This is a genomic window from Paenibacillus glycinis, from assembly GCF_009909185.1.
GTDB classification, from domain to species: Bacteria; Bacillota; Bacilli; order Paenibacillales; family Paenibacillaceae; genus Paenibacillus_Z; species Paenibacillus_Z glycinis.
The window spans coordinates 96,434-113,233 of the sequence record NZ_JAAAMV010000013.1 but is presented as its reverse complement, the minus strand read 5'-3'; the positions used below and the strand labels follow the sequence as shown (position 1 = coordinate 113,233).

At 45.8% G+C, this 16,800-nt stretch carries 12 protein-coding genes; 4 read left to right on the top strand and 8 right to left on the bottom strand.

Annotation, left to right across the window (positions count from 1 at the left end):
- Window positions 1–54 precede the first annotated feature (54 nt).
- The 3 genes from GT019_RS17395 to GT019_RS17385 form a co-directional block, all read right to left on the bottom strand.
- The gene (locus GT019_RS17395) at window positions 55–1,086 is read right to left on the bottom strand and encodes a LacI family DNA-binding transcriptional regulator (RefSeq protein ID WP_161744458.1); all 1,032 of its coding nucleotides are present in this window, start codon (window positions 1,084–1,086) and stop codon (window positions 55–57) included.
- Window positions 1,087–1,456: 370 nt separating this feature from the next.
- Window positions 1,457–2,164, bottom strand: a complete 708-nt coding sequence (locus GT019_RS17390; protein WP_161744457.1) for a DNA alkylation repair protein — start codon at window positions 2,162–2,164, stop codon at window positions 1,457–1,459.
- 421 nt (window positions 2,165–2,585) lie between these two features.
- Window positions 2,586–3,368 (bottom strand): alpha/beta fold hydrolase, encoded by a 783-nt coding sequence (locus GT019_RS17385; RefSeq protein WP_161744456.1) that lies wholly within the window; start codon window positions 3,366–3,368, stop codon window positions 2,586–2,588.
- Between the two features lie 190 nt (window positions 3,369–3,558).
- On the opposite strand from GT019_RS17385, the gene GT019_RS17380 reads away from it, so the two are divergent.
- Both GT019_RS17380 and GT019_RS17375 read left to right on the top strand, forming a co-directional pair.
- Entirely contained in the window at window positions 3,559–4,302 is a 744-nt protein-coding gene (locus tag GT019_RS17380) for an alpha/beta fold hydrolase (RefSeq protein ID WP_161744455.1), read from the top strand.
- Window positions 4,303–4,532: 230 nt separating this feature from the next.
- Entirely contained in the window at window positions 4,533–5,123 is a 591-nt protein-coding gene (locus GT019_RS17375) for an NAD(P)H-dependent oxidoreductase (protein WP_161744454.1), read from the top strand.
- 173 nt (window positions 5,124–5,296) lie between these two features.
- Here the strand turns inward: GT019_RS17375 and GT019_RS17370 are convergent, their stop codons facing one another.
- Together GT019_RS17370 and GT019_RS17365 are read right to left on the bottom strand one after the other, a co-directional pair.
- Window positions 5,297–5,800, bottom strand: a complete 504-nt coding sequence (locus GT019_RS17370) for a DUF1854 domain-containing protein (RefSeq protein WP_161744453.1) — start codon at window positions 5,798–5,800, stop codon at window positions 5,297–5,299.
- On the bottom strand, window positions 5,800–7,992 hold the full coding sequence (locus GT019_RS17365) for an ABC transporter transmembrane domain-containing protein (protein WP_161744452.1): 2,193 nt from the start codon (window positions 7,990–7,992) through the stop codon (window positions 5,800–5,802). The genes GT019_RS17370 and GT019_RS17365 overlap by 1 nt, the downstream gene beginning before the upstream one ends.
- 878 nt (window positions 7,993–8,870) lie before the next feature.
- Between GT019_RS17365 and GT019_RS17360 the strand changes: the two genes are divergently transcribed.
- Window positions 8,871–9,128 carry a helix-turn-helix domain-containing protein gene (locus GT019_RS17360; protein WP_201755425.1) on the top strand — a complete coding sequence of 86 codons (258 nt, stop codon included), beginning with the start codon at window positions 8,871–8,873 and terminating at the stop codon, window positions 9,126–9,128.
- A gap of 419 nt (window positions 9,129–9,547) precedes the next feature.
- Here the strand turns inward: GT019_RS17360 and GT019_RS17355 are convergent, their stop codons facing one another.
- The 3 genes from GT019_RS17355 to GT019_RS17345 form a co-directional block, all read right to left on the bottom strand.
- A complete protein-coding gene (locus tag GT019_RS17355; RefSeq protein ID WP_161744451.1) occupies window positions 9,548–10,927 on the bottom strand; it encodes a hypothetical protein in 1,380 nt (459 codons plus the stop codon).
- The gene (locus GT019_RS17350; protein WP_161744450.1) at window positions 10,924–12,162 is read right to left on the bottom strand and encodes a hypothetical protein; all 1,239 of its coding nucleotides are present in this window, start codon (window positions 12,160–12,162) and stop codon (window positions 10,924–10,926) included. The genes GT019_RS17355 and GT019_RS17350 overlap by 4 nt, the downstream gene beginning before the upstream one ends.
- 470 nt (window positions 12,163–12,632) lie before the next feature.
- A complete protein-coding gene (locus GT019_RS17345) occupies window positions 12,633–14,720 on the bottom strand; it encodes a GmrSD restriction endonuclease domain-containing protein (protein WP_161744449.1) in 2,088 nt (695 codons plus the stop codon).
- A 141-nt stretch (window positions 14,721–14,861) separates the two neighbouring features.
- Here GT019_RS17345 and GT019_RS17340 point away from each other — a divergent pair, with 141 nt between their 5' ends.
- Complete coding sequence (locus GT019_RS17340; RefSeq protein WP_161744448.1) at window positions 14,862–16,778, top strand: AAA family ATPase; 1,917 nt, start codon at window positions 14,862–14,864, stop codon at window positions 16,776–16,778.
- The last annotated feature ends 22 nt before the right edge of the window (window positions 16,779–16,800 follow it).

The window sequence follows — 16,800 nt, the reverse complement described above, 5'->3', positions numbered from 1 at the left end:
TTCCGGCGGGTTGTATGCGTTTGCAAAACGGACGAGTTAGGCGAACGCTTTCTCCTAACCCTGCTCGCTCGCCGATCGCCCCGTGCTGTCTCTCAATATCAGTGCCGTATCGATCACGTCGCGATAGGTTTCCGTGGAATCCGGATGGTTGATTTTGTAGAGCAGGATGTCCACCGCTCTTTTGGACATTTTGCCTTTGGAATTGCTGATGGACGACAATTGGAACGGCAGGAACAACCGCGACTGGATGTTATCGAACCCGATGATGGCATAGTCCTCGGGCACGCGATGGCCGTATTTCTGCAGCACGTACGCCGCTTCCCAAGCGATCACGTCGTTGAACGCGAAGATCCCCGTGAAATCGGCCTTCCGCTCGAGCAGCTGCTTGACGATCCGCCGCGCATCCCCCGCCGCGGGCTCCACATCGATGATCAGGTCCTCGCGTATCGGCAGTCCCGCTTCCCGGTACGCCCGCTTATACCCGTCCAACCGTTCCCGGGCGCTCGAGATGCGGCTCGGCCCGTTCAGGTACAGCACGCGCTCGTGACCGCTATCGAGCAGATGCTTGGTCGCCAGATACCCGCCCTTCTCGTCGTCGCAGATCACGTAGTCGAATTCCGGCTCCTCCTCGAACCTGCGGCCGATCAGCACGAACGGGACGCCGTTCTTCTTCAAGAGGCGAATCGTGTCCGCGCTGCGCTGGGAAGGGCAGATGATGATGCCGTCCACGTTCTTGCCGATGGCGGTGTAGATCGCGCGCTCCTCCATCTCGTGGTCGTCCTCGGTGCCGATCACGAAGATGGTGTAGTTGTGCTTTCGCGCCGATTTCTCGATATCCTTGACCATGATGCCGAAATGCGGGTTCGCCACGTCGCTGACGATGACCGCGATCGTCTTCGTCAGTCCCGACCGGAGAGAGCCGGCAAGCGCGTTCCCGACGTAACCCATTTCCTTCGCCAGGTCTTTGATCAACTTCCGCGTGGACTCCGCGATGTCCTCTTTATCCTTGAGCGCCCGCGACACCGTGTTGACCGACAGCCCGGCCTTTACCGCCAAATCCCTGAGCGTTACCTTCTTGCCCTCCATGCTTTCTCTCCTTCAGGACGCAATGTCTACCAAGCAGCCCGATCCGATTCATAGAGAGCATAGCATCCAACGATTTTGACGTCAATCGAGCGGCTTGCGGCCGGCGAGCGCGCAGCGACGGCAGTTTCGTCGGCCCGTCACGCCTGCCATGACGTTGTCCTCATCGCGTCATAGCATCCCGTTGTCCCCCGTAACGGCTCCGTGTTCCGACCCGTTATCCGCTGAGTGCCTCTCCCTGACTATCGGGTCACCAGGGCATCACTGGGTATCTCCCGGCGCAATTCTGCTTATTGCTCCAAAAAGGCAGTCCTTCGTAAAGGACCGCCTGATTTGAAATTCGTTCGTGCTCGTTCATACCGATCGACGCCGATTAACATCGGACGTATTTGCGTTTGAACCCGATCCGCCCTTTGTCGATAGCCTTCTGAATGTTGCTAGCGGCGTTCAGGAAGTTGCTCTTGGGCTTGTCCCGGTTGACTTCGACCTGGCCGATCGCCTTGGCGGTCTCGACCGCTTGCTCATGGAGCGGCACGTACGATACGGCCACGGTGTAGATAAAATTACTCATCGCGAACTTCGTTCGCTCGGGGACGTCGTGAATCGTGCGCTGTACCTGCTCCAGCATCGCGGCCAGCTTGTCCGCGGCGAATTCGCCGTCCGGCCGGCTCCCGAGCAGCCAGCAGTAGCAGCTCCACCCCGCCGACATGCGCAGCTCCTCGCCGCTCACGATCCATCGATCGGCCACTTCTTGCGCGATGTCGGTCTCCGCCAAGGTGACCGCAACCACGTAATCGGAAATCATATAGAAATACGCCGCATCGATCCAACGTTCGAAGTCCGCTGCCGTCATCGCTTTCGGGTCGGCGATGATCCCTGCAAAGTACATCGCGTCGTAATTCCCCGTGGCGTACAGCTCCTCCGCGAGCGGTTGGTTGAGCTTGATCTTCTTGGCGATAGGCTTCATCTCGCCCGTAGCCACGCCGTAGAACGGCTCCTGCGCGCCGTTGGTGCCGTACATTTTCTTCAGGCGCTCCTTGCCGAGCGCTTCGAGCTCCTGCAATACGAGTTCTGCATTCATGGATGGACACTTCCTTCTATTTGGGATGATGCCCCTCGAGGGGAAATTAACCGACATGGGTTCATGATCCACGCTGCCGGCAGCTGCTGTTGTTGGTACCTTTATTATAGCGCATGGCTGTGCGAAATTCGCTCGTTTTCCGGCTCGGGCGCGCACCTCCGCCTCATTCGTTACTACGCGAGTTTGCCGGCTTGCGTTCCCGGGAAATTGCCTGCGGCAGGCTTGTCCAACCCTCCCGCACCGGATGGCCGGAATACAATAAGCCCGCGACAGAGGGTCACGGGCGATACTCGGAGTCAGATGCGGTTCATCGTCGTCTTGCGCCATCGTAACGCGCGCCGGCCGATCGTTACGCATTCCAGAACCTTCGGTTTGGGCAAGAGCGGAGCCGGCTGAGCATCCTGCGGCATCAACCGCTCCGTCAGCTGATAAACTGCATCACGACCTGATTGAACCGTTCGCGTTCGTCCAAGAACGAGGCATGGCCGCTGTACTGGAACGGCACGAGGATCGAGCCTCGGATGAGCCGGTGCATCTCTTGGGCATTGGCGAACGGCACGACCTGGTCATGGATGCCGTGAATGATCAGGGTCGGCACGTTTATTTGCGGCAGATCGTTCCGCACGTTCTGATCCCTTAGCGTCGCCATCACGGCCGCCGTCGCCCAGCCCGCTCCCTGCAAGCCGACTTGAAAGAACCAATCCGAGAACGGGGCCGTAATGTACTTGAAGAAAAACTGATTCGTTAGCCCGACAAGCAACGCCGGCCGATCGGACAGCGTCTGCGCAATGAAACTATTGGCCGCCTGCTGCGGTACCGAGCCCGGCCCCTGCGCATCGATCAGCACGAGCTTGGTTACGCCGTGGCCTTGATGCCTAGTCATGTAGCGGACCGCTAACGCCCCGCCTGCCGAATGCCCCGCGAGCGTGATGTTTTGCAATTGCTTCGCATCGATGACCGCTCGAATATCGTCGGCCAATCGATCGAGGCTATAGCCGGTGTAGGGCTTATCCGAATTGCCGAACCCCCGCCAGTCCATGCCGATGCACCGCACGCCCATCGACGGCAGCACGTCGTATTGATACTCGAACTGTTTATGGCTTAACGGCCAGCCGTGAATGAACAAGATTGTCTTGTTCCCCGTCGGAAGCAAATCCTGCACGAATACCCGAACGCCCGGTTCTACCGTTACGAAAGATTCCAAGGTTATCCCCCTTCGCCTAAAGTCATGCACTCTAGATACATATTTGAGAGCTGACGGGGGTAGACCTGAAACTGCCGCATCCTCTATCCGGATGAAGGAGCGAGCTTGACTATGCATTCTCATAAGGTTTAATACGTATTTAACTATTTAACTATTTATTAAGTTTAATTTGAAAGGAGATTTCTGTTCGATGAGTACGTTCGTATTGGTCCATGGATCGTGGCACGGAGCCTGGTGCTGGGATAAGGTCGTCCCCCTGCTGCAAAACGCCGGACATCGCGTCGTCGCGATCGACTTGCCCGGACATGGCTTAGATACAATGCCCGTACAAGAAATTACGCTGCAGGACTACACGGACCGGTTGTGCAGCGTATTGGATAACGAGACCGAGCAGGTGATTCTAGTCGGGCACAGCTCCGGCGGGCTCGCCATCACTCAGACGGCCGAGTACCGGCCGGACAAGATTCGGACGCTCGTGTATCTCTGCGCGTATCTTCCGCAAGACGGGCAGTCCCTCTTGCAAGTCATCCAAAGCGAGCTAATGGTCCCCGCTGTTGCGGCGCCGCCATCGGCCGTCGTGATCAGCGACGACCAGACCTACATGTCGCTCGACGGAGATCGCGTCAAGGCGAACCTGTACGGCGATTGCTCGGACGAAGACGTGGAATTCGCCAAAGATCGGCTTTGCCTGGATCCGATGGCGACTTTCCTCGCGCCCGTCCAACTCACGCCGCAGAACTTCGGATCGGTCCCTCGGGTCTATATCGAGACCCTCCAAGATATCGCGATCTCGATCGGCTTGCAGCGGCAAATGTACGGCCAGTCCCCGTGCAGGGAAGTCATCACCATGGACACGGCCCACTCGCCGTTCTTCTCGCAGCCGGAAGCGTTGAGCCAGCATCTGCATCATATCGCGGAAACGTCTATCGATTAGGTAGTCGCGGCTAATCGCTAATTATTGTGGTCACCACAAAAAACGGCAGCCAGCGTATGGCTGCCGTTGGCTCAACTCACGGTCAATTATGTGGAACAAAATGGAAGGAGTATTTTCGGTTCTGTCGAATATATAGTGAAGATTGTTTAGATGATTCAGAGGTTATCGCTCACGTCGTTTGAACATGATTTAGAAAATGTTGAAAAATCCTGCATTGGAGGCCATATGAAATGAAGCATCTTATCGTCTATGCCCATCCAGAACCTGAAAGTTTCAATCGCGCTATATTGGAAACTACGATCGCCACATTGCAACAAAACGGTCATGAGGTTATTGTGCGCGATTTGTACTCGCTGAATTTCCAACCTGTGCTCAAACCGGAAGATACGGCCGCTATGAGAGCTGGACGCACGCCGCAGGATATTATAACGGAACAGGAATTTATCGCCCAAGCGGACGCGATTACGTTTATTTATCCCATTTGGTGGACGGGGCTTCCCGCTATCCTTAAAGGTTACGTGGACCGTGTGTACGCTTACGGCTTTGCCTATAGCGTCGGCGAAGAAGGCATCGTTAAGATGCTGACAGGAAAGCAAGGTTTCATTATCAATACGCACGGTACGCCGAAAGAAATTTACGATCAGATGGGCATGACCGATGGACTAAAGATCACGTCCGATATCGGTATCTTCGACTTCGTCGGTATTGAGCCCGTAGGCCATTTATTATTCGGCAGTATCGGGTCCTTCGGTGACGAATCGTATTACAAAGGGCTGCTGAAGGAAGTTGAAGATAAGATCGATTCATTGTTTCCACGATAAATTCAAACCCCATCAGCGTATAGGCAACCGCAGGATCCAACGGCGGCCTCACTCCGAGGGACGGGTACGATAGCTCATAACAAGAGGCAGTCTGAACGACTTTATTTTCCAAGTCGCCAGACTGCCTTTCGTTATTGCGAAGCGTAGTCCAAGACTTCATTTCCATGGGACAGTTACAGCACTTCCTCCAACTGTTTGCGGCTGTGCGCGTCCAGCTCCCGCCAATCGACGATCTCGCATCGCTTGCCGCTGATGTCCGTCAGGATGACGCGTCCGCCGCCGGGGTATTGCATGTATTCGTGCAGGTTGCGCATCACCATCCGGGTCGCGCCGAGATGGGTCTGCAGCTCCCACATCCAGAGATCCGACTTCTGCTTCACGCTCTCGACGCGGGTCACGCGCGGCATGAAGTAACGCAGCTGAAGCTCCCGTTCCAGCTCGGTCGCGCTCTCTTCGTAGAGGTCCTTCAGGTCGGGCACGATGCCGAGCTCTTCGCCTTTCACGTTGCGAATCGAGATGTACTGCGTGGTATAGAGAAACGGAAACGCGCGGTATACTTCAAGCTCCTCGTACGGCTTGCCTTCCACGATGCCTTGGAATACGCCGCCTTGGCCGCGGCTAAAATACACGTCGTCCGGCGAGAATAGCCGAATATCGTACTTGTCGCCCTCAGTCATCAGCCTTCCACCCCCTTGATCTTGGACAGCTCCTTCTGCGCATCGACGAGCTTGCGGTAGGCGCCGTCCTCTCTCTCGAGCAATTGCTCATGCGTGCCGACCTCGACGATCTTGCCGCGATCCAGCACGACGAGCCGGTCGGCGTTGCGGAGCGTCGAGAGCCGGTGCGCGATCGCGAAGGTCGTACGGCCCTTGACCAGCCGCGAGATCGCCTCTTGGATCTGGCGTTCCGTCTCGGTGTCTACCGAAGCGGTCGCCTCGTCCAGGATGAGAATGCGCGGGTCGTGGATGATGGCGCGGGCGATCGCCACCCGCTGCTTCTCGCCTCCGGAGAGCTTATGACCCCGCTCCCCCACGCGCGTATCGTAGCCGTCCGGCAGCCGCACGATGAAGTCGTGCGCGTTGGCGATCTTCGCCGCGCGCATGATGTCGAGCGGCGTGGCATCCGGCTTGGAATACGCGATGTTCTCGGCGATCGTGCCGTCGAACAGAAACGTCTCCTGCAGCACGACCCCGATCTGCTTGCGCAGGTCGATCTGGCTAATATCGCGGAGATCGGTGCCGTCGATGCGGATGGCGCCTTCATCCGTGTCGTAGAACCGGCAGATCAGGTTGATGAACGTCGATTTGCCCGCTCCGGAATGGCCGACCAAGCCGATCATCTCGCCGGCCTGCACTTTCAAATTCACGTCCTTCAGCACCGGATGATGCTTCTCGTAGCCGTACGTGACGCGCTCGAATACGACATCGCCGCGGATGACGCCGATCGCGGCAGGATTCCACACGTCGGGCACGTCGGACGGCGTATCCATGATCTCGAAGACGCGGTGCGCGGCCGCCATGGCATTGCTCGCCCAGCTGATCATCTGGCTGATCCATTGCAGCGGGCCGAAGAGCATGCCGAGGTAAGCAATAAGCGCCATCAGCACGCCGAGCTGCATATTGTCCTGCAGCACCTTGCTGCCGCCGTTATACCAGATCAGGAGCGTGCCGAGCCCGGCAATGAAGGCGAACGCCGGGAACATGAAGGACCAGAGCCCTTCCATGCGAATATTGCGCCGCACCACGTCCACGTTGGCTTCGCCGTAACGGGACAATTCATCCCCTTCCCTGCCGAACGCCTTGACCACCCGGATCCCCTGCAGCGAATCGCCGACCAGCGTATTGAGCCGAAAGATCGACCGCCACTGCTGGTACCAGCGTCGGCCGATCTTCGGCCAGATCGTCATCGACACCGCGACCATGACCGGTACCGGCAGAATCGCGTACAGCGTCAGCTGCCAATCGAGGCCGAACATAATGATGAAGATCGCGATGATCCGCAGCCCCTCCGCGGACATGAATACGACGCCGTCCGTCATGAACTGGCGCATTGCCTCCGAATCGCTGTTCACCCTGCCGATGAACTGCGACGTTTGCCGGCGGTCGAAGAAGGCGAGCGAGAGCCGCATGAGCGAGCTGTAGACGTCCTTGCGCAAATCGCCCATCAGCTTGGAGCCGACCCATACGCCGATCAAGCCGCGAATCGTCTGCATGACCGACATGAGCAGCATCGTGGCGCCCAGTCCCAGCACGACATACAGCAGCGTCGAGCCGATATCCTTCGGACCCAGCACGTCGTCAATGATGACCTTCGTCAGGTAGGGCGGCACCAATTCGACCAGCGTCGTCGTGATCAGCAGGCAAGCGGCCACGACCATTTGCAGCTTGTATGGCTTGGTGTAACGCAGCATGCGGGCGGCGACCTTGCCGTTGTGCGTGCACACCTGGCAGATCTGCGTGCCTTCCGCCAGCGGATTGCCGCAGCTCGGACAGCTGCGGGGCATCTCGCGCTCCGAGAAGACCGGACGCTCTTCGTCCTTGGCGATCGCGCCGAGCAGCTTGGCGGCAAATCCGAACACCGGCGATTGCGCCGCCGTATAGCGCGCGAGAACGACCGGTCCGCTGCCCGTGTCGGCCAGCAGCGTACCGCCGCCGATGCCGCTGACGGCCCGCGCATCCTTCAGATTCGCGATCGGCTGCCGGAGCAGCTGCGTCCGGTCCTGCTTCCATACCACGATCTCCTGCTCCGTGACAGCAAGCCATTGCTCTCCGAAACGACCATCCTGCAGCAGATCGGTCTTGGCGCTGAACAGAAGCTCAGCCGTCAGTTGATTCTTCAGTACATCCGGAAGCTGATCTTGGGTAGACATGGTTTCCCCCTATGCGCCAATGCACGTATTCGGCGGGCTCCTCATCGGACGCGATCGCCGGATGGAGAGCCTGCACTCCGAATATATGTTCGGCATGCGCCGCATAGTTCCTGCTTAATTTGTAAGGTTTACCCAAATTTTCAGCATGGCGGGTTGGTAGTGGTGAAGACCCGTGTGATCTAAGCCGAAATATCAGATTTGCTCCTTTGCTTCATTGAGCGTTAATGCAACCGAGCGGTATGCAGCACTGGAATCTTTTTCAACAATGCAAGGCGATAGTTCTACCAGCAAACGGTCTATCCGCTCCAGGTAGCCCCTTATCTCCGCTTCCGTGATCGGCGATGAGAAGCGTCGTGGAGCAACGTCATATCGTGTCCGGAGCTGTTCAATACCAGCGTTTAGTTCCGTGACCAATTGGGCATAACTGAGCCAACTCTCGGTGTCGAGCGCCGGAACGCTGCGGACGCATTGATTGTGGAGATAGATTGCCTTAAGCATCGATCCAGAGCCATGTCCGCAACCAACTGACAGTCCGTATACATGTCGTGCCGATAGAAGATGACCGCCGAATTCATGTAAGCCCGGGAGGTTTCGTGCCAGTAGTTCGAACTCCATAAGGTGAAGAAAGATCCCTCAGTAGAACTATCCTGCATGCATTGTCCTCCTTTGGTAACGTGGATCGTGCGAATCTTAATCTATTGCTGTAGTTAGTTAATAAAATATTCACTTTAATCCCGTAACGAATAAGCAGCTTGAGATCATGGCATGTAACTCTACTCCAGTTTCTTTAAATGTATATTTTTTACTATTTGTTGAATACTTTATCTGTTTTGGTTAGTATACCAGACTGATAATGGACTTAAAAGGAGAAAATATCCTTGCGCGAGCAGCCCGTTATCCTCAAACAAATTATCGGAAAAACCGTGAAAGCCATACGTATCAAGCAAGGGTTGAGTCAAGAGGACTTGGCGCATGAATGTGACGTGGATCGCTCTTATATTTCCATGATTGAAGTCGGCAGGAACGAGCCTTCCGTGACGAAAATATTTGACCTCTGCAAAGGGCTTAGAATTTGGCCATCCGACTTTTTCAAGCTAGTAGAGGGTGAATACGAGAAGATGTGTGGACAGAACTGAGAACGCAAATAAGAGCGAGACAGACGGCTACGTAGCCTGTGTCTCGCTCTTTTGTTTATTTAGAAATATGGAGTTTGTGTCCATATTAAATAAAGTTCTGCTATTTTATCCCCCTTAAACCCGCATTCCACCGTCACCTGATTAAATAAAGTCCTGCTAAAAATCCGTGATTTCCCGTCTCTCCCCTCACCTCTTTTTGTCACAACTTTATTTGCGTTTGAATAATGTCTTGATAAAAAAATTGGGGAATGGCTTATGGGATAAGGGTTTTCCCCTTTCTCCTCTTAGACTTCCCCCATGTTTATCACGAGTTTATTTAATTCCTGTCAGGACTTTATTCAATATGGCAAGACTTTATTTATTGTTTACATAGTAGCATAAATGCCTATTGGACTCGCCCTAACATTTTGGCGATAATTTTACATCTGTACCTCAGAATACAACTTGAGATTAGGACTATTGTACCAAACATAATTATTTTTATTAATCATCAGGTTAAACACAACTTCCTCCATTGTCTTTAAAAGAAACTCTTCAAGTATGTACTGGTTAGCAGGGTAATTATTGAAATTCCCATAGGTTACATGGTATTCGGTCTCTTTATTATGTACTATAGAATTTCTCATTTTATATATTAAATCGGAATAGAAAACATAAAAACGATTCCTATTAGTTGACTCCGTACTATTACATCTATAAGAACAGCCTAATTTACTCAAGACTTCATCAATTTCGGGTATTCTTGATGCTGTCTTGCAATTATTCCAGATAACATGAATGAAATCTTTAAACTTTAAGCTAAGGGCATTCTGATACATCATCTCAAAAACATTCTTTAATAATGTTTCCAAAACATCTTGTTCCTTTTCAGCAACTTTTTTGTACAATGACTTGAACTGTCTGATTGTAAACATATCAGAACCCGTTCCATTAACAAGCTGACAGATCGGTTGCCTATACATAAAATTTTCAATAACTTGATACAACTTCAAATACTTATCTAATATATTATCCTGTGAATTATACTCACTTAATATATAAATAGAATCATTCAACTGGTAATATCCGTCACTTAAATTCCAATTTACATCAGAAGTAATTGAAGGTTTCGCATTATAGTTATAAGACGTATGAATTTTCCCCCCACTTGAAACCTCAAATAATTCGATAAATGATTTCAAATGAAGAGTATCATTTGGAACTGAACTCCCTACCAAACACAGTTTCTTATTTCCAGTAAGCGCCACAGTCATATCCATCTTTAATATTAAATAAAACAGAAGCTCTACCTTCACTCCTAAAAATGATGCCTCAAGATCAGCTATATCTGTGGTTGAAATTAATAATATAGATTTTTCAATTCTTTGATCTATATAAGAAAACTTCTTAAGATTGACATCAACTAAAACAATTTTAAAAGCATCATGTTGCAGAGAGATGTTTGAAAAATCTACTGGGTCTATCTCACATATTTTTTGACATACCTTCAAGAAAACTTTGTAGTAATATTTTATATTTTCTAAGTATTCGGGAAACTCATTATCTAATTGTTCTACTAACCTTTGTATTTCAAAAAAATTATTGTACAACTCGTTTCTTTCGTAAAAATCTTGTACATCCTGTTTCCTCTCAAATAGAACTACTATTATCTGTTCTAAATCTTCTTTTTTTTCAGGTTCATAGACCCTTAGGTATTGTTCATATCTTCCCTCTGTAAGATACTCCAAGAAAGAGAGCAATTTTTCGTATAGAAAATCATAGACTGTTTTTGTTGCATTATTAGTTGAATTAGTTGTCATAGATCAGCACCTCTAAAGCACTCTTTCCAGTCGATTGGATCTCCATTTTCAAGCAATTTCAATATTCCCCAATAGACCGCCTTTTTTGTGACATCTCCAATATTAACCCTACTTAAATCCAAATTCGATCTGAGATTGTTGTATTCATTAATTCTAAGTAGATCAGTTTGGGTGGAAGTTAATATACCCAAAAATCTTTCAAACACTTCCGAATGACTTAATGAGTATTTATTATCTGCGTACTTTCCGAGTGCTCCAAAGAGCCCAATTGTAACTGTATCTCTTGATATCCATTGAATACCTATATCATTATTATAAAATTGGACTAAGTAATCATCAAACTTCAACAAAAATTCGACAAGACCGTTAAGAAATGAATATGAGATTGAATAGTTTCCTTGCTCTTCATTTGTGGAATGATCTTGAATCTTGCTGATTAAGTTCGCATTAGTAGTAATGGTATCTTTGACCAAAAATGCTAATGCAGAAGTTATGATATGAGAAAAGTGAAATTGTCCTTGTTTCCTTGCTTTACTATATGAAGAAGCAGAAACATCTTTCTCTCTTAAGAGCACAAGATCATTATGTGTTCCCTTAATTTGATCTAAATATGGTACCAAGTTTAAATAAAGTAATTCTAATTGATGTCTTAGAGAAACTTGCTTATGACCTGCATTTAGAAGTAACATCTTATCTACTTCCTCTTCGGGTGAAAGGCCTTCCCAAATTTCAAACCATTGTATCTCATCAAAACAATTAATAATTTGATTAATTGACATTTCACTTTGTATTAACCTTTCCAATACAAGTGTCGAAGAAGATATTTCCCTTAATTGTTTACTGAAATTTCTTGTCAGTTGAAATTTAGAATAAGTCTTTAAATCTTCACCGTGATGCTTAAAAATCGATTCATAAAACAAAATCGTATCCCATACAATTTTAAGTCTATAGGTTCTTTGTAATCCATCTAATATCTTGAATTCATTTATAGTTATAGTTGAATCATTATGAGCAGTTCCTATTGTATACGCTACTAATGTAATTGCAGGAATATGGCCCTTGTTTAAAATTGTCTCTACTATTTTATCGAGATATACATTACTAACAATTCCTCTTTGAATATTATAATCTTTAAAATCAATTGGTAGATTTTCGATATAGTCCTTCAATGTGGCTCCAGAGAAGTAACAAGTTTTATTCATTAATCTTTTAGAAGTATAATTTGTGAAAATCAATATAATATCCTCCAATTAATCTGATTTAACACAAGATTGTAAATACTTATGCACAAATTCTCTTACCATAGAAAGTTAGTCTTTAAACTTATGACACTTCCCCCACCTTTTCTACATAGTAATATCTTCCTATTTCAATATATCATATTTTCCGTTCTCTCTTGTTTATATTTGTTTCATATCAGAACTAACAACTTTCACAATGCCATTAGTACATCGAAACTGAGCGACTGGAGTCAATTTGAGAGGATTGCGACATCAAATCAACGGGACAGTATGATTGCCTTTGATATGAACCTGCATTTCCTGAATAACTATAAAACGCTGGGAAACAGCTATAGCGATGCTTGCGACAAATAGTAAGGTAGAAGCAATTCAATAATTAGATCCTTTCGAGAAACTTGGCCATCCGTTGGATTAAAACCCGATAAGGTAAAGGTCAGGGGTTCCCCCCTGACCTTTTTTAACTATTATTCTTCATCACGGTGTTTTTCGAAAGCTTGTTTTACCAAAAACATGATATCTTCGATTTGAGCAACAGAATCTAATCCAACTTCAACATCCCCATTCCCCCATCTTCCTAAGTTGGTTACATCTTTACAAATTCCTTTAGGATCATGGATCTCGCTAAATGCCATGTTTAGACTAAGCCTAAGCCTGCTTTTTTGCGGTACAATATCAACGAAGTTCGTTGTCGTTTTGTATGCAACGTATAACTTTTTGAACTCCTCTCGAACAGAACTGTCTAAGTTACAAATTCGCTTCCGTAACTCTTCGAATAAAATCAAATTGTCGCCTTGTAATTCAGGATGGTCTGAAATCGTATACGTTATTGCATGGGAGTCTGGTTTTTGATCTTTATATTTCAACAAAATGCCTGGAGGTAACTGTGGGTAATCCCAAACTAAGAGTGATTGATCAACAAGTAATTTAGCACGCTTATTGATTGTATCTGCATTCCATGTATCAATCTTTCCAAGTCCTTTATTCAATCGAAGGGGACTGTCAGCAAATCCTCCATCCATGTCTCTCTTTTCCTTAAATGGTTTATCACTCAATGCCGAGTTATACCGAGTTAAGGTTACATTTCCGAGTGTATGTAAGTACGAACTCTGAACTTCTTCCCAATCTGATCCAAGGTCTTGTCTCCACTGTTTCGAGAGGTTATTGTTCTGCGGCATAATGTGCTCAATGGTGTATGCTTCAATATCTATGATTTCTTTTCGATTATGGTTTTCAAGCTTTCTAAGCAAGTAATTACGGTTTCTAAAGTTGTACACATCTTTTATTGTTAGTTCCCTGGCAAATTCCTCATTGTTCGGAAATCGCTTATAGGCATCCTTTAAAATAAATGCACCACAAACACTCTCCAAATAGTTTGATTTATCAATTTCTTTGCTGAATGTAGCGAAGGTCTTATTCAGTGAATTTGTTGGTACCCCGCAAATTGCTCTTCGAAATACATATGACTCAACCATTCTTAATATGGATATAAATTCTTTCTTCTGCAGACTTTGCTCCTCATAATCAACATAAAGCTCTAAAAGTAGTGGATAAGCAACATCTACTTTTAATGTATTAATATCTGTAAGTACTTGATTAATCTCTTTATCTGGCTCAGTTTGGAACGATAATTTCACAAAGTACTTAGAGTATCTATAGATGTCACTAACAATCTGTTCAATTGTATTTCCTTTTAAGTTGTACACGTATTCTTTAAAGCTCGAATAAACATCACTAATATTAGGAATGCGTCCCGTCTTTACAGTAAGATAATCTCTCATGAATCTATCAAATAAAGTCGAGTCATTTAGATTTCCAAAGTTTTTCTCCATCGGATACCAATAATCCATGTAGATTTCATTTTGCTCTTTTGGTTCCAATTTCATTAAAACATAATTTCGAATTAAATCCGCTTGTGTAAGGTCCAAACCCGTTGAGTTTAAGCTCTCAAAAATCAGTTGTGGATTATCATGATCACGATCTAAAGCAATATCCACAACAATCAATTTTGAAATACCTCGGTAAAGCTTATTAAGATCAACTTCACTTTTATTAATTACGTCTAAAAAGAAACAATAGTTCTCATTGACTCTTCGAGAATGTTCATGGGGCAGATTTTTATCTGATAAAAGATGAGTTAACGTGTTCTTGTCGCTTTGAGTGAGTACAAGTTTATAGAACAAATCATCCTCCTCTTCACTATTCGTCAAATAATAATTCATAATCTTCTTTTTGGTGATTTCAAAGGTCTGACCACTGTCGTCGATTGCTTTCCCTAAGGCTAACAAAAATAAAGTCAGTGTAGTCATACGCTGTTGACCATCGATAACAAGCAATTGGGGAACAGATGATATTTGATAAAGTCCCTTTTCAATATAGACAATCGATCCCACAAAGTGACCTTTTAACTGATCATCTTCTGCCACTCGTAAGATATCATTCCATATTTGGCGGCATTGCTGAATGGTCCAACTATATTTCCTTTGATAAATAGGTATTACAAATTGTTTATTACCTTGCATGAATTTAAGGAAATTTGTTTCTGATGCCTTCACTGCTATACCACCTTTCAACGACAACTTGTTCTCATAATAACCTATCCATAAATTGTATGGAACCTATCACCTGTTTGACTGTTGTGATATCATAAAAATAAGTTACATATTATGGAACGTCTTTCTTTGAGAGGAGTATTTATGATCAAGCTTAAGAAAGTAACCATTTACAAGTACAAGAGTATTCAAACACCTCAAACTATTGAAATTGATCCAGCTATAACTACAATAGTTGGGATGAATGAGTCAGGAAAGACATCATTTCTTTCTGCGATCGCAAAAACAAACTATTTCACCTCAGATAATGATTTTAAATTCGACATTACTGATGATTATCCACGTAATGAGCTTATTGATTTTGAACTGAGCGGTGAGGATACTGATATCATCAAATGTGATTACGAAATATCTTCAGAATTAACAAGAAAGATAGAAGATGATATCGGTAAGGGGATATTTTTAACCAAAGAATTTTCTTATACCTGTCATTATAAAGCTGACGATAATACAATCTCTGGTATTACAGCCAGCCAAAAAGAATTTTTGAAATTAAAGGTTCAAGAATATTCTTTGTCCGCATCAACTATTGAAATAATTATTAAACAGAGCTCCCTTAAAGACATTTCTACTATTGAAGCTTCTGATGAGGATGAGGACCTGGAAGTATTCAAAGCAGATATGCAAAAAATAATAAAGAGGGGATATCCTTGGGCTAACCCTCTCGAAGGATACATTGCCAAGACATGGATTAAACCACAGATGCCAAAATTTTGGTATTTTGATGACTACTATCCACTCCCAGGAAAAATAAACATCAACAAACTACATAGCGAAACGTCGGGAACCGAACAAGAAAAGACTTCCAAGGCCTTATTTGAACTTGCACGTATATCACCCGAAGATATTATAAACTCAAATGAACAACAATATGAAAAATATGTTGCACGCTTGGAAGCATCTTCAAATAAAATTACAAATGAGATTTTTAAATATTGGTCAACAAATACAAACCTTGATATTGATTTCAAAATTCAGGAATTCACAAATCCACAAGGACATCGTGAAAAAATTCTTGATATTAGAGTAAAAAGTCAAAGACATAAAATTTCTCTTCCTTTAGACAGACGGAGCAGAGGCTTCAATTGGTTCTTTTCATTCATAATTTGGTTCAGCAAAATCCAAGCAGATAAAGATTCAAATTATGTCCTATTACTTGATGAACCTGGATTGAATCTTCATGCCTCAGCCCAAGCAGATTTACTCAGATTTATTGAGGACCTATCTGATAAATATCAAATCATCTATACTACCCATTCTCCTTTTATGGTTGAGTCTGATAAATTGGATAGAGTTCGAACTTGTTTAGAAACAGTTGAAGGGACAATCATTTCAGATTCAATCCAAGAGAAGGATACAAACACCTTATTTCCGTTACAAGCGGCTTTAGGATATGACATTGCTCAAAATCTATTTGTATCAAAAAACAATTTACTTGTTGAAGGGCCAGCAGATCTCATTTATTTAACCATTCTTTCTAACATCCTTGAAATTGAACATAGGCCATCACTAAACGACAATATCACCATTGTACCTGTTGGTGGATTAGATAAAGTCTCTACCTTTATTTCTTTACTTCGCGGTTCAAAACTCAATGTTGTTTGTTTACTTGATACATTTACTGATCAGTCAGGTAAACAAAGAGTAGAGGATCTTATACATCATAAAATTATTAAACAAAAAAACATACGCTTCTTCGATGAATTTACCAATAACGGGAAGAAGACCGCTGATATCGAAGATCTGTTCGAGAAGAATGAATACCTTACATTATTCAATTCTGCATTCAAAGACGAATATGACTGCATCGAATTATCTCAATTGGATCAATCCTTAGATACTATATTAAAGCAAATAAATAAAGTAATTTCCAAGAACAGATTTAATCACTATCGCCCTGCCAACAAACTTAATCAGATGGGCGTAGATAAGAGCTTTTTCTGCGAAAAAACATTAAGCAATTTCGAGAAAATGTTTTTAGAAATAAATAAATTGTTCTAACAACTGAAAATAAGAAATAACG